The organism is Herbaspirillum sp. NPDC101397 (genome assembly GCF_044767325.1).
Lineage (GTDB): Bacteria > Pseudomonadota > Gammaproteobacteria > Burkholderiales > Burkholderiaceae_D > Herbaspirillum.
In genome coordinates this window covers 492872-514033 of sequence record NZ_JBIWNS010000002.1, presented here as the reverse complement: position 1 = coordinate 514033, position 21162 = coordinate 492872, and the positions used below count along the sequence as shown (strand labels likewise).

The following is a 21162-nucleotide window of genomic DNA, read 5'->3' as shown; positions in this document are numbered from 1 at the left end:
TTTTTTAAAATCAAAAAATGTCACGACATCATTACATTTGCTAATGCACGAAAATGTTCTGGAGGGAGGCGCCGCGGTGCGCCGCGATGGTGCGATGCATCAATTGCAATGTCGCGCCAATCGCCTAGCTACATAGGGTTGGGAGGGTTTTGGGGAAGACGGCGCAGCGCGCTTGTTCGTCGTGTTGCACCACTTTGATGCGTTGGGGAAATGGCATGTCGACTTGTTTCAACATGACTTTTAGTGTGTTTGAGCGTATTTCCAAAACGGGCTGCCGAAGCTGTCAGCCTGCTTGCAGTTCGCTCAGTATCCAGTCGCGGAATTTGATGACGGCGGGCTTGCTGGCGTTCTTCTCGGGATAGGCCAGGTAATACGATTGCGGGCTCTTCACCGCGAACGGGAAAGGCACGTGCAACTGCCCCAGGCTGATCTCGGTTTCGACCATGAACTTGGGCATCAGCGCCACGCCCATGCCGGCCACGGCCGCCTGGATCACCATCGCCAGTTGTTCGAAACGCGGTCCGGCGAGCGCGTTGGGACAATCCACGCCAACATGGCGGAACCAGTCCTGCCATGCCTGCGGCCGCGTGGTGTGCTGCAGCAGGGTGATGTCGGCCAGGTCGCTGACCGACGAGATGCGATCGTTCATGGCTTTGCTGCAGACCGGCAGCACTTCTTCGCCCATCAGGCGGACCATCACGGTATCTGGCCAGTCAGGCTCGCCGAAGTGGATCGCAGCGTCGACCTGGCGGGTGTTGAAATCGAAGGGCAAGACCTCGGTGCTCAGGTTGAGCAGCACGTCGGGATAGGCGGCGGCGAATTTGGTCAGGCGCGGAATCAGCCATTTCACGCCGAAGGTCGGCAAGATCGCCAGGTTGAGCACGCTGGCCAGGCTGTTGTAGGTCATCACCTGGAAGGTCGCCATCTCGATCTGCTTGAGGATGCTCGAGACCTGCGACGCGTAGTCGCGGCCCGGTTCGGTCAGGATCAGGCGGCGGTTGATGCGCTCGAACAGCTTGACGTTCAGATAGTCTTCCAGAATCGCCACCTGGCGGCTGACCGCACCCTGCGTCATGTGGAGTTCGTGCGCGGCCTTGGTAAACGACAGGTGGCGCGCCGACGTGTCGAAGGCGATCAGGCAGGACGTGGACGGGATGAATCGGCGCATGGAGCGGAATCCGCTGGAAGGATGACCCCGCACTATAGCAAAAGCGGTGCCAGCGTTGTTGCCGTTGCCATGAGTATTTGTCATGGCAGAGATTCCCTGTTCCATGCGATTGGTTGGGGCTTGTTCCGGGCGTATTCAGCCAAAGCGCGTATTGCCAAGCAGGTAATGCGGATCGAAAACCGGTTGCATGCGTGCCGCCAGCATTTGCTGCGCCTGGCCCTGATAGCGATCGTAATAATGCTGGTTGAACGGGCCGATGCCATGTTCGGCGCTGAAGCTGCCGCGATAGTTGTGCACCACCAGGTCATAGATGGCGGTGCGCAAGGCGTCGATGCGCGGCGGCGGGAAATGTTCCTGCTGCGCCGGCGCGATGGCGATGTTGAAATGCACGCCGCCGTCGCCCCAATGGCCGAAGTCGTAAACGTCGGCGCCGGCAAAGTCACGCGCGATCAGCGCCAGCGCTTCTTCACGGAAAGCCGGCATGCGCGAGCGCGGCACCGAGATGTCGAAGGCAACCACTTTGCCTTCCTGCCTGACGCTGTCGCTGATGGCGTGGCGCAGGCGCCAGAGCGTGTCGGGTTTGTCCACCACGGCGTCGACGATGGCGTCGTCGAAGTGGCGCTCCAGCCAGCTCATGAACAACTGCTCCAAGTTGAACTGTTCGTTCGCTGCGGCCGATGAACTCAGTTCGATCAGCAGTGCATACGGTGGCACGGGGTTGAACGGCGCGACCGCTTGCGGCAGATGGCGCTGCACCGATTCCAGCGCGTTTTGCGAGATGCCTTCGAAGGCGCTGAGGAAATCGGCGAATTCGCGTTCGGCGTCCTGCAGCAGGCGCAAGGACGCTTCCGGCGACGATGGCACGACCAGCGCGGTGGCGCGCTGACGCGGTAAAGGGTGGGCGCGCAGCACGGCTTGCGTGACGATGCCGTAGCTGCCGGCGGTGCCGATGAAGAGTTGCTTCCAGTCCGGGCCGGTATTGTTCTTGCGCAGGCGGTTGCCCAGCTCCAGAAGTTCGCCGGGCGGCTGCATCAGCAACGCCTGCAATCCCAGCGTGTTGTGGCGCACGTCGCCGTAGCGGATCAGGCGCGCGCCGCCGGTATTGGCGGAGAGCATGCCGCCGACCGACGGATCGGCGCCGAGGTCGATGGGGAAACACAGGCCATGAGGTTCCAGCGCCTGGTTCAGGTCGGACAATCGCGTGCCGGCCCAGGCCTGGATCACGCCGTCAACCGGGTCGATGTCGATGACGCCCTTGATGCGTTCCATGCTCAGCACCAGCTGATGGCCGGACGCGTCGGGAGAGGATGCGCCGACCAGGCCGGTATTGGCGCCTTGCGCGATGATGCTGATTTTGTCCGCCGCGCACAGCCGCATCAGTTCGGCGGCTTCGGCGACGTCGGCCGGGCGGGCGATGCACAGCGCGGTGCCGGCGCCGTAACGCGGGCCGTGCTCATACGGCGCACGGGCGGCGGCTTCGACGATGCAGCCGCCCGGTCCCAGCAGTGCGGCGATTTTTTCCAGTGCGGACTCAGCGGACATTGTCGCTGCTTTTTGTCGCCGCCTCTGCGGTCGCACCGGCGGTCATCTTGAAAATTCCTTGCGCGTTGCCGCTGTCGAACGTCAGGTCGAGCTTGCGCACGCCGGCGTCATCTATATAGGTATCGCGCGAAATGAATTCATAGAATGAACCCGGCACGGTGACGTCGACCAGGGCGCCGTCGGCATCCTTGAGCTGATAGCCGACCTTGCCGGCGCGGAAGGCGGTCTGGCGTACGCGGCCGTTGCGCGAGACTTCGACCTCGTCCTTGATCGGGCGTCCCAGCTGACGTTGGTGCTCCGCAGTGGCGTTGACGTCGGCGACGCGGTCGGTGGCATGGTTGAAGACATTGCCTTCGGTGGAGATCCAGGCCATCTCGGCGGATTCGGTGCGCAGCGCTTCGTATTGCGGCAGCGTCGGCAGATCGTGGTGACGGGCGAAGCAGCCCAGCATCGCGGGCAGCAGGCGCTGTGCCGAGGTGATCGGCAGCGTGCCGTCGGCAGCCAGCTTGTCGAGCAGAGTCAGCATATTGGCTTGCAGCGGATCGCGCGAGGTAGCCAGCAGCGCGTCGACGGTGCGCTGGAATTCGGGAGAGAATTTTTCCGGGTGCAGTTCGCTCACAAAGAACTGGGCAATGTTTTCCGGATCGTCGATGTGGCTGTAGACGTGGCCGGTCATGTTGATGCGGGGCAGCGGATACAGGCCGGCCAATTGGTAGCCCAGCGGCAGGAACATGCGCGTGAACAGCGCCTCGCCGTCGGGGAAGGAGCCGGCCTTGCCGCGCAGCACGGTACGCACCGCACCATGGTCGAAACAGATTTTGGTGCCTGCCGCCGCCGCATCGGCGACGTAGTCGCGTCCGGCCGGCACTGCCTGCAGCAGTTTGTCGAACAGCAGCATGTTCAGCGCCTGCGCCAGCTCCAGCCGCGTGACGCTGATCGAGGCCGGCCGCAGGGTCGATGCCGGGACGTCGAGCAGGTCGAACAGGCGCTGGACGGCGTTGTTGTTCTGACATGCCGAAGTTAACAGGAGATGCAGATTGCTGTCGGGGGCTGGAGTGGTCATGCTGGCCTTGTTTGCTTCCTTATTGGATGGAGGCATCTTAAGACGCTCCGGGCGCGTGACAAAACGATTAATACTGATGTTCGAATGCATTTTTCTCATGCAAACGCTGAAATGCCTGCCAGACTTTTTGACGGCTTCCGTCTCAGCCGACAAATGATCAGACGCTCGTTCCTCCTTTGTTTTGAATAAATTCTAGTAGCGCGTAATCATTTTGGGATAGTTCGCCGTCTTTGCTTTCCCCACCGGGAATGCCGCGTGAAAGCCGATTCTTTTCGCGTATATTGCGCCCGGTTCAGCTAACGGCGAGGTGCGACGATGCGTGTGAAAAAGATCATTGCTGTATGTCTTCTGGGTTGGTTCGCGGCGACGGGAGCGGCCGTTGCTGCAACTGCCGCGACCCCGGACCTGCTCGACAGCGTCAAGGCGCGCGGCACCTTGCGCGTGGCGCTGGAAGGGACCTATCCGCCATTCAACTTCAAGGATAAAAAGACCGGCGAGCTGGCCGGATTCGATGTTGAGTTCGCCCGCGCGCTGGCCGACCGGCTGGGCGTCAAGGTGGAGTTCGTCGCCACCGAGTGGGTCGGCATTCTGGCCGGGCTGCAGGTCGGCAAGTACGACGCCATCGTTTCCGAAGTCACCATGACGCCCAAGAGAGAAGCCGAGTTCGACTTCTCGCAGCCCTATACCTATTCGACGGCGCAGCTGATCCTGCGCAAGGACGACAAATCCGAATATCGCGATTTCGCCAGCCTCAAGGGCAAGACGGTCGGCGTGGGGCAGGGCAGCAGCTATGCCGAAACCCTCAACGCCGTCGGCGGCATCAACGTCAAGACTTATGTGTCGGCGCCGCTCAACCTGCAGGACCTGGCCAACGGCCGCATCGACGCCGCCTTGAACGACCGCTTGCTGGTGCCTTACATGATGCAGGAGGCGAAGCTGCCTCTGCGTGCAGCTGCGGCCATCGGCGAGGCGCAGAAGCAGGGCATTCCGTTCAAGAAGAACAATCCGAAATTCAAGGCTGCCGTCGATGCCGCCATCGCCGACATGATCCGTGACGGCAGTTACGTGCGCATGTCGCGCAAATGGTTCGGGCTGGACGCCTCCCGTCCGCCTGCGCCAGCGCGCTGACGGCATCGCCTTCCCTACTTATACTCATGGCAGAGTTTCTTTCCATCGTCGCCGATTCCGGCAATCTTGTTCTGCTGGGGACGTTTTATACCTTGCTGTACGCCGTTCTCGGCATGCTGTTCGGCCTGCCGCTCGGCATGCTGGTAACGTTCATCCGACACGAACACGTGCCGGTGCTGGCGGGACTGGCGCATATCTATGTCAGTTTCATGCGCAGCACGCCGCAACTGATACAGGCTTTCCTGGTGTATTTCGGGCTGGGCGCGGCCGGCATCGACCTGCCGCTGATCGTCATCGGGACGTTGGTGTTGACCGCCAACGCCAGCGCCTACCTGTCGGAAACCATGCGCGGCGCCATGGAAGGCGTCAGCACAGGTCAGTGGGGCGCCGGGTACAGCCTGGGCCTGACGCGGTTCCAGACGATTTGCAATATCATCGCGCCGCAGGCGCTGCGGCTGGCGATCCCCGGCATCAGCAATACCCTCATCAGCCTGTTCAAGGACACCTCGGTGCTGTCGGTGATTACCGTCGCCGAATTGATGAAATACACCGGCGACATCATTTCGGTCACGTTCCGGCCTTTCACCTTCTATCTGATTGCGGCTTTCATTTATTGGGGCCTGTGTCTCTTATATGAGTACGGTATTCATCGCCGGGTCGAAGCACGCTTCAAAAAAGCTTACCAACCCGCATTTTAATCAGATCGCCGCGCTCGCATTTCGCAGGCCGGACAAGGAATTGCAAGGGATTGCTCCATCGGCGAGGCCCTGATCGGGGCGATGACAAGGTTTTCGATGCACTGCAACCAAGCCCGAATTTTCAGATTTCAAGAGAGATGCTAAAAAAACACCGGGCGGGAGAGTGAGTGTTTATGCCGCTTTGCAGCAATTTCCCATAATATGAAATCAAATATCGCTATTTGAAAATTAAAAAAGCCCTGTTAAAATGCCTCGTCCACGCGGCGCAAAGACCGTAAAGTATTGGCACAAAGAATCCAAGAAATCGTGTTACGGCGTATTTGCAGCTTGAACAAGCGCCGTAGTGCAGCTTAACGATCGCAGCTTAGCGATCCGGCCTACCCGCCGATCCCCTTCAACTCAGGAGACGTACCATGTCAGCCCAAATCGACCAAGTCCTGGCGCAAGCCGCCAACGATCCCGATGTGATTGAAACGCAAGAGTGGCTCGACGCCCTCGAAGCCGTGATCGACGCCGAAGGCCCGGAACGCGCACATTACCTGATGGAGCGCATGGTCGATCTGGCCCGCCGCCGCGGCGCCCACATCCCGTTCTCCAGCAACACCGCATACGTCAACACCATTCCCGCCGACCAGGGCGAACACTGCCCGGGCAACCTGGAAATCGAAGAACGCCTGCGCTCGTGGATGCGTTGGAACGCCATGGCGATGGTCGTCAAGGCCAACCGCGTCGACGGCGACCTGGGCGGCCACTTGTCCTCGTTCGCTTCGCTGGCGAACATGCTGGGCATCGGTTTCAACCATTTCTGGCACGCCCCGACCGAAGACCACGGCGGCGACCTGCTGTACATCCAGGGCCACTCCTCGCCGGGTATCTACGCACGCGCTTTCCTGGAAGGCCGCCTGACCGAAGACCAGCTGATCCATTTCCGCCGCGAAGCCGACGGCCATGGTCTGTCCTCGTATCCGCATCCGAAGCTGATGCCTGAATTCTGGCAGTTCCCGACCGTGTCGATGGGCCTGGGCCCGTTGATGGCGATCTATCAGGCGCGTTTCCTGAAGTACCTGCACGCACGCGGCATCGCCAAGACCGACAACCGCAAGGTCTGGGCCTTCTGCGGCGACGGTGAAATGGACGAACCGGAATCGATGGGCGCCATCGGCATGGCCGGGCGTGAAAAACTGAACAACCTGGTTATCGTGGTCAACTGCAACCTGCAACGCCTCGACGGTCCGGTACGCGGCAACGGCAAGATCATCCAGGAACTGGAATCCGATTTCCGCGGCGCCGGCTGGAACGTCGTCAAGGTCATCTGGGGCAGCGGCTGGGATGAGCTGCTGGCCAAGGACAAGGAAGGCATCCTGCAAAAAGTGATGATGGAAACCGTCGACGGCGAATATCAGAACTACAAGGCCAAGGATGGCGCGTTCGTCCGCAAGCACTTCTTCGGCAAGCATCCGAAGCTGCTGGAAATGGTCAGCAAGATGTCCGACGACGACATCTGGCGCCTGACCCGCGGCGGCCACGATCCGCACAAGATCTACGCAGCATTCAAGGTTGCGCAGGACAGCAAGGATCAACCGACCGTGATCCTGGCCAAGTCGATCAAGGGCTATGGTTTCGGCAAATCCGGCGAAGCACGCAACACCGCACACAACACCAAGAAACTGGACGACGAAGCCATCAAGGCCATGCGCGACCGTTTCCAACTGCCGATCTCCGACGCCGACTTGCCGAACATCCCGTTCTTCAAGCCGTCCAACGACACCCCGGAAATGCAATACCTGCACGAGCGCCGCAAAGCGCTGGGCGGTTACCTGCCGCAGCGCCGTCCGCAAGCTGACGAAAAATTGGTCGTGCCTGAACTGTCCGCATTCCAGGTCATGCTGGAGCCGACTGCCGAAGGCCGTGAAATCTCGACCACCGCCGCGTACTCGCGCGTGCTGACTGCGCTGCTGCGCGACAGCAGCCTGGGTCAACGCGTGGTGCCGATCATGGTCGACGAATCGCGTACCTTTGGTATGGAAGGCCTGTTCCGCCAGATCGGTATCTTCAGCCAGGTCGGTCAGCTGTACGAACCGGTCGACAAGGACCAGGTCATGTACTACCGCGAAGACAAGGCCGGTCAGATCCTGCAGGAAGGCATTAACGAAGCGGGCGGCATGAGCTCGTGGATCGCTGCGGCGACCTCGTACTCGACCAACAACCGCATCATGATTCCGTTCTATACGTATTACTCGATGTTCGGTCTGCAACGTATCGGCGATCTGGCCTGGGCTGCCGGCGACATGCGCGCCCGCGGCTTCCTGATCGGCGGCACTGCCGGCCGCACTACGCTGAACGGCGAAGGCCTGCAGCACGAAGACGGCCACAGCCACGTGTTTGCTTCGGCGATTCCGAACTGCGTGCCTTACGATCCGACCTTCGCCCATGAAGTCGCCGTGATCATCCATGACGGCCTGCGCCGCATGGTCGGCAACCAGGAAGACGTGTTCTATTACATCACCGTGATGAACGAGAACTACGCACACCCGGGCATCAAGGCCGGTCAGGAAGAGGGCATCCTCAAGGGCCTGTACCTGTTGAACGAAAGCAGCAAGAAGAACAAGCTGCGCGTGCAACTGTTGGGTTCGGGCACGATCCTGCGCGAAGTCATCGCTGCTGCCGATCTTCTGCGCGACGACTGGAAGGTTGACGCCGACGTCTGGTCCGCACCATCGTTCACGCTGCTGGCGCGCGACGGTCAGGACGTGGAACGCTGGAACATGCTGCATCCCGCCGACGCTGCAAAGAAGAGCCACTTCGAGCAATCGATGGAAGGCACCGAAGGTCCGATAGTGGTGTCGACCGACTACATGCGCACCTACGCCGAGCAAGTCCGCGCCTTCGTACCGAAGGGCCGTACTTACAAGGTGCTGGGCACCGACGGTTACGGCCGTTCCGACACCCGCGCCAAGCTGCGCGAGTTCTTCGAAGTCGACCGTCACTATGTGACCGTGGCTGCGCTGAAGTCGCTGGCTGACGAAGGCAAGATCAAGCCTTCCGTGGTTGCCGAAGCGATCGCCAAGTACGGCATCAATCCGGAAAAACCAAATCCGGTGACGGTGTAATTCGCCAATAGGCGAACTTGAAACCATCCGCAAGGCGGCTTGTCAGGTAATATCGGCAAGCCGCCTTCAACATGAGTGGACATACATTCGACGCTGCATAGTTGCAACGTACCGGATCCAGAACAAACGGAGCGCAAGAGATGAGTCAAATCGAAGTAAAAGTACCGGATATTGGCGACTTCAAGGAAGTCGAAGTCATTGAAGTCCTGGTCAAGGTAGGCGATACCATCAAAATCGAACAATCCCTGCTGACGGTCGAATCCGACAAGGCCAGCATGGAAATCCCATCCAGCCATGCAGGCGTGGTCAAAGAGATCCGCGTGAAGATCGGCGACAAGGTCGCTGAAGGCTCCGTGGTCGTGATCGTGGACGCCGAAGGCGCCGCGGCTGCCCCTACTGCACCAGCAGCAGCTCCGGCTGCAGCCGCTGCTGCTCCTGCCGCCGCGACAGCATCTGCGCCGGCACCGGCCGCTCCTGCGCCTGCGGCTGCCCCGGCAGCTTCGGGCGGCGTACAAGATATCCTCGTCCCCGATATCGGCGATTTCGCCGAAGTCGAAGTGATCGAACTGCTGGTCAAGGTCGGCGACACCGTCAAGGTCGAGCAATCGCTGCTGACCGTCGAGTCCGACAAGGCCAGCATGGAAATCCCGTCCAGCCACGCCGGCGTGATCAAGGAACTGAAAGTCAAGATCGGCGACAAGGTTGCCAAGGGTTCGCTGGTTGCCGTGGTGGAAGCCACCGGCGGCGTAGCTGCTCCGGCAGCGCCTGCCGCTGCGGCACCCGCGCCGGCAGCTTCGGCTCCAACCGCCGCGGCGCCAGCATCGGCTCCGGCAGCTGTTCCCGAGATGGCGGTCGCCGCCGTCACACCGGGCTCCGCCAACAAGTCGCATGCATCGCCGTCGGTACGCAAGTACGGCCGCGAACTCGGCGTTGATCTGACCCGCGTGGTCGGCACCGGCCCGAAGAACCGCATCCTGCAGGAAGACATCCAGAAATTCGTCAAGGCGGCACTGGCCGGCGGCGCCGGTACGGCATCTTCCGCGCCAGCCAAGAACGGCAGCGGCGTTGGCCTGGATCTGTTGCCATGGCCGTCGCTGGACTTCAGCAAGTTCGGCGCGACCGAACTGCTGCCGCTCTCGCGCATCAAGAAGATCAGTGGTCCGAACCTGCATCGCAACTGGGTCATGATCCCGCACGTCACGCAATTCGACGAAGCCGACGTGACCGAGCTGGAAGAATTCCGCAAGACCTCCAACGACGCCTACGCCAAGGCCAAGTCGCCGGTCAAGCTGACCATGCTGGCGTTTGTGATCAAGGCCAGCGTCTCGGCGCTGAAGAAATTCCCGGCGTTCAATTCCTCGCTGGATGCCAAGGGCGAAAACCTGATCCTGAAGCAGTACTACAACATCGGCTTCGCCGCCGACACGCCGAACGGCCTGGTGGTGCCCGTGATCAAGAATGCCGATCAGAAGACCATCGGCCAGATCGCTACCGAAATGGGCGACCTGTCGGCGCAAGCGCGCGACGGCAAGTTGAAGCCTGCGGACATGCAAGGCGCGACCTTCACCATTTCGTCCCTGGGCGGCATTGGCGGCACGGCCTTCACGCCGATCATCAATGCACCTGAAGTGGCGATCCTGGGCTTGTCCAAGTCGATCATCAAACCAGTCTGGGACGGCAAGCAATTCGTGCCGCGCCTGATGCTGCCGACCTCGCTGTCCTACGACCACCGCGTGGTGGACGGCGCGATGGGCGCGCGCTTCTCGGCCTATCTGGCTGAAGTGCTGGGCGATTTGCGTAAGTCGCTGCTGTAATTTTGCCGTTACGCCGTACCGACGAAAATCGGTGCGGCGCTTCAGTTTCAGGCACGCACAAAGCAGCGTCGCGCATCCATTCGTGAAATGAGACAGCGCAGCGCACACCAGCGAACAACAGAATTTACGGAGTTAAGACATGAGTCTGAGCGAAGTCAAAGTCCCCGATATCGGCGATTTCAAGGAAGTGGAAGTAATCGAATTGCTGGTCAAGGTCGGCGACTCGATCAAGGTCGAGCAATCGCTGATCACCGTCGAGTCCGACAAGGCCAGCATGGAAATCCCGTCCAGCACGGCTGGCGTGGTCAAAGAATTGAAGGTCAAGGTCGGCGACAAGGTTGCCGAAGGTTCCGTGCTGCTGCTGGTGGAAGCCAGCGGTGATGCGGCTGCTGCTCCGGCAGCTGCGCCCGCTGCCGCCCCTGCTGCGGCAGCGCCTGCGCCGGCAGCACCGGCAGCACCGGCTCCGGTCGCCGCCAGCTTCGGCGGTTCGGCCGACATCGAATGCGACATGATGGTCCTCGGTGCAGGTCCCGGCGGTTATTCCGCTGCGTTCCGCGCCGCCGACCTCGGCATGAACACCGTGCTGGTCGAGCGTTATTCGACCCTCGGCGGCGTCTGCCTGAACGTCGGTTGCATTCCGTCGAAGGCACTGCTGCACGTCGCAGCCGTCATCGATGAAACCGCCGCGATGGCCTCGCACGGCGTCACTTTCGCCAAGCCGGAAATCGACATCGACAAGCTGCGCGCCTACAAGGAAAAAGTCATCGGCACCATGACCGGTGGCCTGGCCGGCATGGCCAAGGCGCGCAAGGTCAACGTCGTGCAAGGCGTGGGCCAGTTCGTCGGCGCCAACCACATCGAAGTGACCGCAGCCGACGGCAGCAAGAAGACCGTCAAGTTCAAGCAAGCCATCATCGCCGCCGGTTCGTCGGTGGTGAACCTGCCGTTTGTGCCGCAAGATCCGCGCATCGTCGATTCGACCGGCGCCCTGGAACTGCGCCAGGTGCCCAAGCGCATGCTGGTCATCGGCGGCGGCATCATCGGCCTGGAAATGGCCACTGTGTACTCGACGCTGGGTGCGCGCATCGACGTCGTTGAAATGATGGACGGCCTGATGCAAGGCGCGGACCGCGACATGGTTAAAGTGTGGCAGAAGTTCAACGAAAAGCGTTTCGACAACATCATGCTGAAGACCAAGACGGTCGGCGTCGAAGCATTGAAGGAAGGCATCAAGGTTACCTTTGAGGCAGCAGAAGCCGGCGCCAAAGCTCCTGAGCCGCAACTGTACGATCTGGTTCTGGTCGCCGTCGGCCGCAGCCCGAACGGCAAGAAGATTTCTGCCGACAAGGCGGGCGTGACCGTGACCGATCGCGGCTTCATTCCGGTCGACAGCCAGATGCGCACCAACGTACCGCACATCTTCGCCATCGGCGACCTGGTCGGCCAGCCGATGCTGGCGCACAAGGCCGTGCACGAAGCGCACGTTGCCGCGGAAGCTGCTGCAGGCGAGAAGAGCCACTTCGACGCCAGCGTCATTCCTTCGGTGGCTTATACCGATCCGGAAGTGGCATGGGTCGGCATCACCGAAGACGAAGCCAAGGCCAAGGGCATCAAGCTGGAGAAGGGCCATTTCCCGTGGGCCGCATCCGGTCGCGCCGTTGCCAACGGCCGTTCGGAAGGTTTCACCAAGTTGCTGTTCGATGCTGAGACACATCGCATCGTCGGCGGCGGCATTGTCGGCACGCACGCCGGCGACATGATCGGTGAAATCGTGCTGGCCATCGAGATGGGCGCGGACGCCGTCGACATCGGCAAGACCATCCATCCTCACCCGACGCTGGGCGAATCGATCGGCATGGCGGCGGAAGTCTACAAGGGCGTCTGCACCGACTTGCCGCCGATGCGCAAGAAGTAATTCGAGTAATTCGCACGCCGGACACTGCGGGCAAGCGGAAAGAAAAACGGCTGACATCGCAAGATGCCAGCCGTTTTTTATTGCCTCGTCGATTGCTGCTACGGTTTCAGAATCAACCGTTGACGATACGCATTCCTTCTTCGGTGTAACGCGGACCGGCAGCTGCGTCGGCGGGGAACAGCCGGTTCAGTTCTTCCAGATGCGATGCCGTCAGCGTCACCGCCAGGGCGCCGCTGTTTTCTTCCAGATAGCTGCGACGCTTGGTGCCGGGGATCGGCACGATATGCTCGCCTTGCGCCAGCACCCAGGCCAGCGCCAGTTGCGACGGTGAGCATTCGTAACGCGTTGCAAGCTCTTTCACCTTCTCCACCAAAAGCAGATTCTTCGCAAAGTTTTCGCCCTGGAAGCGCGGATTGTGGCGGCGATAATCATCTGCGTCGAACTGGTCCGGATGTGTAATCGCACCGGTCAAAAAGCCGCGTCCCAGGGGGCTGTACGGCACGAAGCCGATGCCGAGTTTGTTGCACGTCGCCAGCACGTCCTGTTCCGGATCACGCGTCCACAGCGAGTATTCGCTTTGCAGCGCGGTGATCTTGTGGACCTTGCTGGCGCGCTCCAGCGTCTGTGACGAGGCTTCCGACAAGCCGATATGACGGATCTTGCCGGCCTTGACCAGATCAGCCAGCGCGCCCACGGTTTCTTCGATGGGCGTGCTTTGATCGATGCGGTGCTGGTAATACAGGTCGATGGTGTCGACGCCCAGGCGTTTCAGGCTGCCTTCGACCGACATGCGGATGTAATCGGGTTTGCCGTTGACGCCGCGCGCCGCCGGGTTGGCCGGATCGCGCACGATGCCGAATTTGGTCGCGATGAACACCTGGTCGCGCTTGCCCTTGATGGCCTTGGCGATCAGCTCTTCATTGATGTGCGGACCGTACATATCGGCCGTATCGAGGAAGCAGATACCGAGTTCCAGTGCGCGATGGATGGTGGCGATGGATTCGGCGTCGTCGCGGTTCGAATAGAAATCGCTCATGCCCATGCAGCCGAGGCCGATGGACGAGACGGTCGGGCCGTCAGCGCCGAGCTTGCGGGTGCCGACGTGGGTCGCCGGTTTTGCGTGTGGAGTTGTTGCGTTTGTTGCTGTCGTTGCTGTCGTTGCTGTCGTTGCTGTGGTCATTGGAAGCGTCCTCGATAGATTGCGGGTGAGCGACGACGACCGGAGGCAGTGCGGCTTCCACGTCCTCATACATTTTGACCTTCATATGCAAGATGGACAGGTTGCTCTGCAGCTCGGCGATCGTCTCTTCCACGGTGCGGGCATGCTGTTGCAGCAATGCCTTCCGTGCAGACACACTTTCCGCCGTATTGCCGGCGCGACGCAGTTCTGCATAGCGCAGCATGTCGCGGATCGGCAGACCGGTCGAACGCAGCTTGAGCAGGAATCCGATCCAGAGCAGATCTTCTTCACGGAACAGGCGGTGCGTATTGTCCTGGCGCGCGATCGGATCGAGCAGGCCGATCTTTTCGTAATAACGCAGGGTATGCACCGACAGACCGGTCTTTGCGGCAGCTTGTTGTATGGTCAGGGAAGTGGTCATGTGAGGCAGTCTAGAAGTTGGAGCGCACTCTAAGTCAAGGGGGGATTTTGACTTATTTCAAGACCATCAGGGGGATTTTGCTGGCAGGGCGCTTGCGTGGCTGATAACGATGCTGCAAACGCCCTGTCTTCTTGCAGGAAGGCTTAGCCGTCTGCGTTGATGCGGGAGATCAGCGTCTTGAGGACTTCTTCGGCGCGATCGTTTTCAATCTGGCAAGTACCGGCATTCTCATGTCCGCCGCCGCCGTATTCCAGCATCAGCGCGCCGATGTTGGTCTTAGAGGTGCGATTGAGGATCGACTTGCCGGTGGCGAAGACGGTGTTCTGGTTCTTCAGGCCCCACAGCACGTGGATGGAAATGTTTGTCTGTGGAAATAGTGCGTAGATAATGAAGCGATTGCCGGCGAAAATCACCTCTTCGTTGCGCAAGTCGAGCACCACCAGGTTTTTATGCACGGTGGCGCAGCGGCGGATCTGCTCCTTGCACTTGTCGGCGTGTTCGAAATACAGTTCGCGGCGTTCCTTGACGTCCGGCGTCGCCATGATTTCTTCGATCGTGTGCGTTTTGCACAGTTCGATCAGGTCCATCATCAGGTTGTAATTGGAGATGCGGAAATCGCGGAAACGGCCCAGGCCGGTGCGTGCATCCATCAGGAAATTGAGCAGGTCCCAGCCTTCCGGATTGAGCACTTCCTGCTCGTTGAAGCGCGCGGCATCGCCCTTGTCGACCGCAGCCATCATGTCGCCCCACGACGCCGGGAAGGCCTTTTCGCCGCCGTAATAGTCATACACCACGCGCGCCGCAGACGGCGCTTCGGGGTGGATCACGTGGTTCTTGCGTTCGCCGGTGTGGCGGATGGTCTCGGACAAATGGTGATCGAACGCAATATGCACACCGGGCACGAAGGGGAGGTTAGTGGTGATGTCGTTGTCGCTGATGGCGATCTTGCCATCCTGCATGTCTTTCGGATGAACGAACAGGATCTCGTCGATCATGTCCAGATGCTTGAGCAGGACGGCGCATACCAAACCATCAAAATCGCTCCGTGTCACCAGACGGTATTTTTTCGTTTCTGACATCGTTGTCCCCTTAAAGATTGAATATTCCATGCGTTCCCGGCCGACCGGATGTGATGAATCATACAACTCAAATTTATGTGTGGATAGCACTTGTTGTTATTTGAAATGGCTTAAAAAATAGCACGATGCGAGTCTCGCCGACATGCTGATTCATCAGCCAATGGTGGTTTTGCCGGGCCTGGCGTCAGCAAATTTTTCGCGGCTGTGCAAAGATAGCGGCTTTCGCAAAGCCGTATGCGACTGGATCTCGATCAGCCGGATTTTCATCTTCATCGAGCAGCCGCCTGCGGCTTTTCCCATTCGTCACAGGAGAAGCAATGAGTCACCATTTTGACCCCGCCCCCATCGCCGCAAAATTCGGCATCCCTGCAGCCGACCTCGGTATCGAACTGATCAGCCACACGGCCGACGGCGTCGAGTACGAAAGCGTGCTGCTGTTCAACAAGAAGAACACGGCGCCGGTGGCCGGGGTGTTGTCGATACCCAATTACTTCGGCATCAGCCAGAAGGCGCTGGAAGTCACCGCCACCACCGTCGGACTGAACCAGGCGATCCTGGTTGGCGACGTCTTCGGCAAGAGCGTGCGTCCAGCCAATCCTGATGAAGCCGTCGCGGCCATCGTTCCACTGAAGAAGGATCGCGCCGAACTGCGCAAGCGCATGAATGCAGCACTGGCGGCGCTCAAGGGCCAGGACAAGGTCAAGCTGAACGGCAAGCTCGGCGCCGTCGGTTTCTGCTTCGGCGGTACGGCGACGCTGGAACTGGCGCGCTCGGGCACTGTGCTGGATGCCTTCGCATCGCTGCACGGCGCGCTCGACACCCCGAATCCCAAGGATGCGGAAAACATCAAGGGCGCCATCCTGGTGCTGCACGGCGTGCAGGATCCGTCGGTGCCGCGCGACCAGGTCAACGCCTTCATCGATGAAGTCAGCGCCGCCAACCTGGACTGGCAACTGGTCAACTACGGCCAGGCCGGCCACTCGTTCACCGATCCGGAAGCGAACAATCCCGGCTTCTTCTATCACCAGAAAACGGCCGAGCGCGCATCGGTGGCGTTGAAGAACTTTTTTGCTGAAAAGCTCGCCTGACGCAATTCGGACGGACAATGAAAAACGGCCGGCATCTTGCGATGCCGGCCGCTTTTTCTTGAGCGGGAGAGATTATTCTTTCACCGCTCCGGTCATGCCCGACACGTAGTATTCCACGAAGAAGGAATACACCACCGCCACCGGCAACGACCCCAGCAGTGCACCGGCCATCAGGGCGCCCCAGTGGTAGACGTCGCCGTCGACCAGCTCGGTCACGATCCCCACCGGCACCGTCTTCACTTCCGAGGAGGAGATGAAGGTCAGCGCGTAGATGAACTCGTTCCACGACAAGGTGAAGGCAAAGATGCCGGCCGAAATCAGACCGGGCACCGCCAGCGGCAGGATGATCTTGATCAGGATCTCCCAACGTGTGGCGCCGTCGATCAGCGCACATTCTTCCAGCTCATACGGAATCGAGCGGAAGTAGCCCATCAACAGCCAGGTGCAGAACGGAATCAGGAAGGTCGGATACGTCAGTATCAGCGCCCAGCGCGTATCGAACAGGCCTAGCTTGAACACGATCGCCGCCAGCGGAATGAACAGGATCGAAGGCGGAATCAGGTACGCCAGGAAGATGCCCAGGCCGACTTGCTTGGAGCCCTGGAAGCGCAGGCGTTCGATGGCATAAGCCGCGAACACGCTGGCCGCCAGCGAGGCGAATGTCGATACCACCGATACGATCACCGTGTTGAGCAGCCATGCCGGATACTGGGTTTCAAACAGCAGCTTCTTGAAGTGGGCCAGCGTCGGCGCCACTACCCAGAACGGATTGCCGGTCTGGCGCAGCAATTCGTTGTCGGGTTTGAAGGCCGTAATCACCATCCAGTAAAACGGGAACAGCAGCACGAACACGAAGATGCCCAACGGAATATACGTTGTGATCCAGCGGCGCGGCACCGACTGCAGGAAATCCATCCCTTGCGTTTCCTGCTGCAGGTCTTTTGACTTCTTGCTCATTTGTCACCTCCTTGTTGCCAGCCGCGACGTTGCAGGCCGAAGTATGAAAACATGATGGCTGCGAGCAGGAAAGGAATCATGTAGGTTGCCAGAGCGGCGCCTTCACCGAGGGAGCCGCCGGGGATTGCACGTTGGAACGACAGCGTTGCCATCAGATGTGTTGCATTCAACGGACCGCCGCGTGTGAGCACATAGATCAGCTGGAAGTCGGTGAAGGTGAACAGCACCGAGAACGTCATCACCACCGCAATGATCGGCGTCAGCAACGGCAGCGTGACGTAGCGGAACTGCTGCCACGGTTTGGCGCCGTCAATCGCCGCCGCTTCATACAGCGAAGGCGAGATGGTCTGCAGGCCGGCCAGCAGTGAGATCGCCACGAACGGGATGCCGCGCCAGACGTTGGCGACCACGGTGGAAATCCGCGCCAGCCATGGTTCGCCGAGGAAATCGATGTAGTGATCGATCAGGCCCATCTTTACGAGTGCCCAGCTGATTACCGAGAACTGCGAGTCGTACATCCACCAGAACGCCAGCGCCGACAAGGCGGTGGGGACGATCCATGGCAGCAGCACGATGGCGCGGAAGAAGGTTTTGAGCGGCAGGTTCTTGTTGAGCAGAATCGCCAGCCACAAGCCGAGCACGAACTTCAGAATGCTGGCGGTGATGGTATAGAACAGCGTGTTGAACAGCGACAGCTGCGCCAGCGAATCGCCCAGCAGGTAGGAATAATTGTCCAGCCCGATGAAGCTGCCTTCGCCACCGATTTTGGTGTCGGTGAAGCCAAGCCAGATTCCCAGTCCGAGCGGGTAAGTAAGAAACACGACAAGCAGTAATACGGCAGGCGCCATGAACAGCATGCCCAGCACATTACGGTTGTTCAGCAGTCGGGATAACATAAGCAGACCTCGGTAAGCGTGATGACTGCGTCCGCACGGCGGTTGCCGGTGCGAACGCATGTTTTGCTCCTTGCACTACGATTTCAAGAGCAAGAATTCATTACGTAAACCTGTTCACGATCTGTAGCGAGAGGTCGTCAGCCGGTGGCGGACGGAGCGGAGCTTGGTTGAAACCCTTCGAGTGTGCCTGAGCACATGAGGATTCCGAGCACCGCCCGCCGCCGGATCACGGCCTCGCAGTAAGATCGTGAACAGGTTTTTACGCTTTGTAGAAGCGTTTGGCCCGATCGGCAGCGCGGTCAATTGCTTGCTGCACAGTCTTGGAGCCGCTGGCTGCTTCCGCCACCATGTCGACCACCACGTAGTCGGCCATGCAGGCGGCAGATGCCTGACCCAGCGGACCTTCGTGACCGTGGTCGATCATCAGCGCAGCCGAATCGCGATACACGGTGGCCTTCGGATCCGAAGTCCAGATGGCGTTCTTTTCGTAGGCCTTGAGCGATTGGCTGACGTAGCCGATGGATGCTTCCATCCATGGGTTGTACTGCTCAGGCTCGAACATGAACTGCACGAACGCCTTGGCCGCATTCGGGAACTTGGTGTGCTTGAACACCATCATTTGTGTGATTTGCATCAGCTCGGTCGGCTTGCCGGCAGGGCCGACCGGGAAGTGGGCGTGCTGCGTGTCTTTGGCCAGTTCCTGCATCTTCGGATCGGTCGAATTCTTGGCCGCGTAGTACACCGAAATGCCGTTGGCCGTCATGCTGATCTGGCCGTCCAGGTAAGCCTTGTTGTTCGACGGATCTTGCCAGGACAGTGTGCCCGGAACGAAGGTAGCATACAGTTGCTTGGCGTATTCCAGCGCAGCGCGGGTTTCCGGCGAGTTGATGGCGACTGCGCCTTTCTTATCGACCAGCTTGCCGCCGTGCGACCACAGCAGCCAGTGCGCCCAGTTGTTGGCGTCGCCGACGGCTTTGCCGAGTGCGAAGCCGACTGGTGTGTTCTTGGCCTTGAGGGCCTGGCACATTTTCAGGAAACCGGCGGTGTCCTTTGGCACGGCGTCGAAGCCGGCTGCCTTCAATTGGCTTTCGCGATAGACCAGCGCATTGCCGACCACGCCGACCGGCAGCGCAATCCACTTGCCGTCCTTGGTGCCATATTTGCGACAGACGTCGTACCAGCCGCCCAGACGGCTGCCCAGCGATGTTGCCAGGTCGGTCAGGTCAATCAGCTTGGTCGGATATTGTTGCGGGTCATCGAACCAGCTCATGACGATGTCCGGACCGGAGCCCACGTTGGCGGCAACCGCCGCCTTCGGGCGCAGGTCTTCCCAGCCTTCGCTGTCGGTACGTACGGCGACGCCGAATTTTTCGGTGAATTTCTTCACGTTCGCATTCCACAGGTCTTCATCGCCCTGGACGAAACGCTTCCAGCGCAGCACGCGCAGCGTCGCGCCTTTTTCGATCTCGAACTTCAGGCCGGCGCCGGTGGAGGCCGGTGCCGCCGGTGCGGCGAATGCATTGGTGGTGGCTACTGTCGATGCCGCAGCGACGGATGCGCTGGCGGCCAGGAAATTACGTCTGGTCAGCTTAGTCATGTCTCCTACTCCTTCTCTTCTGATGAAAGTGAATGGGCCCAGGTTTTAAGGCTTTTTATTTTTACTTGCTGTACTACAGGGACTGCTTTGCTAAGGGTGTTGCCGAATAACGAAGATCAAATTCTCAGCCGCGCGCCAATGTCTTGCCGCTGTCGGCGTCGAACAAATGCGTGCTGCCGTGTTCCGGTACCAGCGTGATGGTGTCGCCGGCCGAGAAGTCGTGACGTTCGCGGAAGATCGATGTCAGGCTGGTGTCGCTGAAGCGGGCATACACTTCGGTGTCGGCACCGGTCGGTTCAACCACGACGACCTTGGTGCTCATGCCGCTGCCGGCAGGGCCGATGGTCAGATGTTCGGGACGCACGCCGTAGACCACGCGCTGGCCGTCGACACCGTCCAGGCCGCGATGTGCATAGGGTGCCGGCAGGCGAGTGCCGTCGGAAAATTCGACTTCAGCCTTGTCGGCATTGCGGCGCAAAGTGGCAGGGATGAAGTTCATCGCCGGCGAGCCGATGAAGCCTGCGACGAAAATATTGGCAGGGCGGTCGTACAGTTCGAGCGGACGGCCACGCTGTTCCACCAGGCCGTCGCGCATGACGACGATCTGGTCGGCCATGGTCATCGCCTCGATCTGATCATGGGTGACGTAGACCGACGTCGTCTTCAGGCGCTGGTGCAGTTCCTTGATCTCGGTACGCATTTGTACGCGCAGCTTGGCGTCGAGGTTGGACAGCGGTTCATCGAACAAGAATACTTGCGGATCACGGACGATCGCGCGACCCATCGCCACACGTTGGCGTTGGCCGCCGGAGAGCTGGCGCGGATAGCGTTCCAGCAGCGTAGTCAGGCCGAGGATCTCGGCGGCCTTCTTGACCTGCTGCTGGATGAAGGACTTGTCCTTCTTGGCCAGCATCAGCGAGAACGCCATGTTGTCGTTGACCGTCATGTGCGGATACAAGGCGTAATTCTGGAACACCATGGCAATGTCGCGGTCCTTGGGCTGGACGTTGTTGACGACGGTGCCGCCGATGGAGATTTCACCTTCGGTGATTTCTTCGAGGCCTGCCAGCATGCGCAACAGCGTCGACTTGCCGCAGCCGGAAGGGCCCACGAGCACTGCGAATTCGCCGTCGGCGATGTCGATGTCGACACCGCGGATAACCTGGGTGCTGCCGAATTGTTTCTTGATGCCGCGAATCTGTACTGATGCCATGCCTTGCTCCTCGTCTATATCCTCGTTTTTGTGTCTGCGATAAACCCTTTCTTGGAGGGCTTCGCACATTTAATTCTGATACCTGCGCCGTTTTGGTTTTTATGGTTTTCGGCGGTACTGAGAGATACAAAATGACAGCCACTATCGCTACGTCGGTAACGCCATGACAGTGGACATAGTTACATCGTCGGTGTTCGTACCTCTCTGTTTTGCTCGGGGCTGCTGCTCTGCTACGGATTGCTGTGAGTACCGTGCTGCGTCTGCTTGTGTTGCTGCTGCTATTGCCATTGCTG

Annotated in this window: 16 protein-coding genes; 6 read left to right on the top strand and 10 right to left on the bottom strand. The window is 59.9% G+C overall.

The genetic code is table 11. From position 1 onward, the window contains the following. Positions 1–283: 283 nt before the first annotated feature. The 3 genes from gcvA to ACIROW_RS07105 form a co-directional block, all read right to left on the bottom strand. Positions 284–1168, bottom strand: a complete 885-nt coding sequence (gcvA, locus tag ACIROW_RS07115; RefSeq protein WP_007876197.1) for a transcriptional regulator GcvA — start codon at positions 1166–1168, stop codon at positions 284–286. Positions 1169–1303: 135 nt separating this feature from the next. Beyond that, positions 1304–2710 (bottom strand): FAD-binding oxidoreductase, encoded by a 1407-nt coding sequence (locus ACIROW_RS07110; RefSeq protein WP_402273487.1) that lies wholly within the window; start codon positions 2708–2710, stop codon positions 1304–1306. Beyond that, on the bottom strand, positions 2700–3773 hold the full coding sequence (locus tag ACIROW_RS07105; protein ID WP_402273485.1) for a DUF1338 domain-containing protein: 1074 nt from the start codon (positions 3771–3773) through the stop codon (positions 2700–2702). The genes ACIROW_RS07110 and ACIROW_RS07105 overlap by 11 nt, the downstream gene beginning before the upstream one ends. A 315-nt stretch (positions 3774–4088) precedes the next feature. Between ACIROW_RS07105 and ACIROW_RS07100 the strand changes: the two genes are divergently transcribed. From ACIROW_RS07100 to lpdA, 5 genes are all read left to right on the top strand, one after another. Beyond that, a complete protein-coding gene (locus ACIROW_RS07100) occupies positions 4089–4901 on the top strand; it encodes a transporter substrate-binding domain-containing protein (RefSeq protein WP_402273483.1) in 813 nt (270 codons plus the stop codon). 26 nt (positions 4902–4927) lie between these two features. Then, entirely contained in the window at positions 4928–5599 is a 672-nt protein-coding gene (locus ACIROW_RS07095; protein ID WP_402273481.1) for an amino acid ABC transporter permease, read from the top strand. A 413-nt stretch (positions 5600–6012) separates the two neighbouring features. Then, a complete protein-coding gene (gene aceE, locus ACIROW_RS07090; RefSeq protein ID WP_116433684.1) occupies positions 6013–8709 on the top strand; it encodes a pyruvate dehydrogenase (acetyl-transferring), homodimeric type in 2697 nt (898 codons plus the stop codon). A 140-nt stretch (positions 8710–8849) separates the two neighbouring features. Continuing rightward, entirely contained in the window at positions 8850–10523 is a 1674-nt protein-coding gene (gene aceF, locus ACIROW_RS07085) for a dihydrolipoyllysine-residue acetyltransferase (protein WP_402273477.1), read from the top strand. Between the two features lie 139 nt (positions 10524–10662). Continuing rightward, on the top strand, positions 10663–12438 hold the full coding sequence (gene lpdA / locus ACIROW_RS07080; protein WP_402273474.1) for a dihydrolipoyl dehydrogenase: 1776 nt from the start codon (positions 10663–10665) through the stop codon (positions 12436–12438). Between the two features lie 112 nt (positions 12439–12550). On the opposite strand, the gene ACIROW_RS07075 is transcribed toward lpdA, so the two are convergent. The 3 genes from ACIROW_RS07075 to ACIROW_RS07065 form a co-directional block, all read right to left on the bottom strand. Further along, the gene (locus ACIROW_RS07075) at positions 12551–13618 is read right to left on the bottom strand and encodes an aldo/keto reductase (RefSeq protein WP_402273471.1); all 1068 of its coding nucleotides are present in this window, start codon (positions 13616–13618) and stop codon (positions 12551–12553) included. Next, on the bottom strand, positions 13515–14039 hold the full coding sequence (locus tag ACIROW_RS07070; RefSeq protein WP_402273468.1) for a MerR family transcriptional regulator: 525 nt from the start codon (positions 14037–14039) through the stop codon (positions 13515–13517). Before ACIROW_RS07070 ends, ACIROW_RS07075 begins: the two co-directional genes overlap by 104 nt. A 143-nt stretch (positions 14040–14182) precedes the next feature. After that, the gene (locus ACIROW_RS07065) at positions 14183–15118 is read right to left on the bottom strand and encodes an exopolyphosphatase (protein ID WP_402273466.1); all 936 of its coding nucleotides are present in this window, start codon (positions 15116–15118) and stop codon (positions 14183–14185) included. Positions 15119–15435: 317 nt separating this feature from the next. On the opposite strand from ACIROW_RS07065, the gene ACIROW_RS07060 reads away from it, so the two are divergent. Further along, a complete protein-coding gene (locus ACIROW_RS07060) occupies positions 15436–16206 on the top strand; it encodes a dienelactone hydrolase family protein (RefSeq protein WP_402273464.1) in 771 nt (256 codons plus the stop codon). A 72-nt stretch (positions 16207–16278) separates the two neighbouring features. Here the strand turns inward: ACIROW_RS07060 and ACIROW_RS07055 are convergent, their stop codons facing one another. From ACIROW_RS07055 to ACIROW_RS07040, 4 genes are all read right to left on the bottom strand, one after another. Continuing rightward, a complete protein-coding gene (locus ACIROW_RS07055) occupies positions 16279–17163 on the bottom strand; it encodes a carbohydrate ABC transporter permease (RefSeq protein ID WP_016835554.1) in 885 nt (294 codons plus the stop codon). Then, complete coding sequence (locus ACIROW_RS07050) at positions 17160–18059, bottom strand: carbohydrate ABC transporter permease (RefSeq protein ID WP_402273461.1); 900 nt, start codon at positions 18057–18059, stop codon at positions 17160–17162. Before ACIROW_RS07050 ends, ACIROW_RS07055 begins: the two co-directional genes overlap by 4 nt. Positions 18060–18318: 259 nt before the next feature. Beyond that, positions 18319–19656, bottom strand: a complete 1338-nt coding sequence (locus ACIROW_RS07045) for an ABC transporter substrate-binding protein (protein WP_402273458.1) — start codon at positions 19654–19656, stop codon at positions 18319–18321. Positions 19657–19780: 124 nt separating this feature from the next. Continuing rightward, positions 19781–20869 carry an ABC transporter ATP-binding protein gene (locus tag ACIROW_RS07040; RefSeq protein WP_402273455.1) on the bottom strand — a complete coding sequence of 363 codons (1089 nt, stop codon included), beginning with the start codon at positions 20867–20869 and terminating at the stop codon, positions 19781–19783. Positions 20870–21162 lie beyond the last annotated feature (293 nt).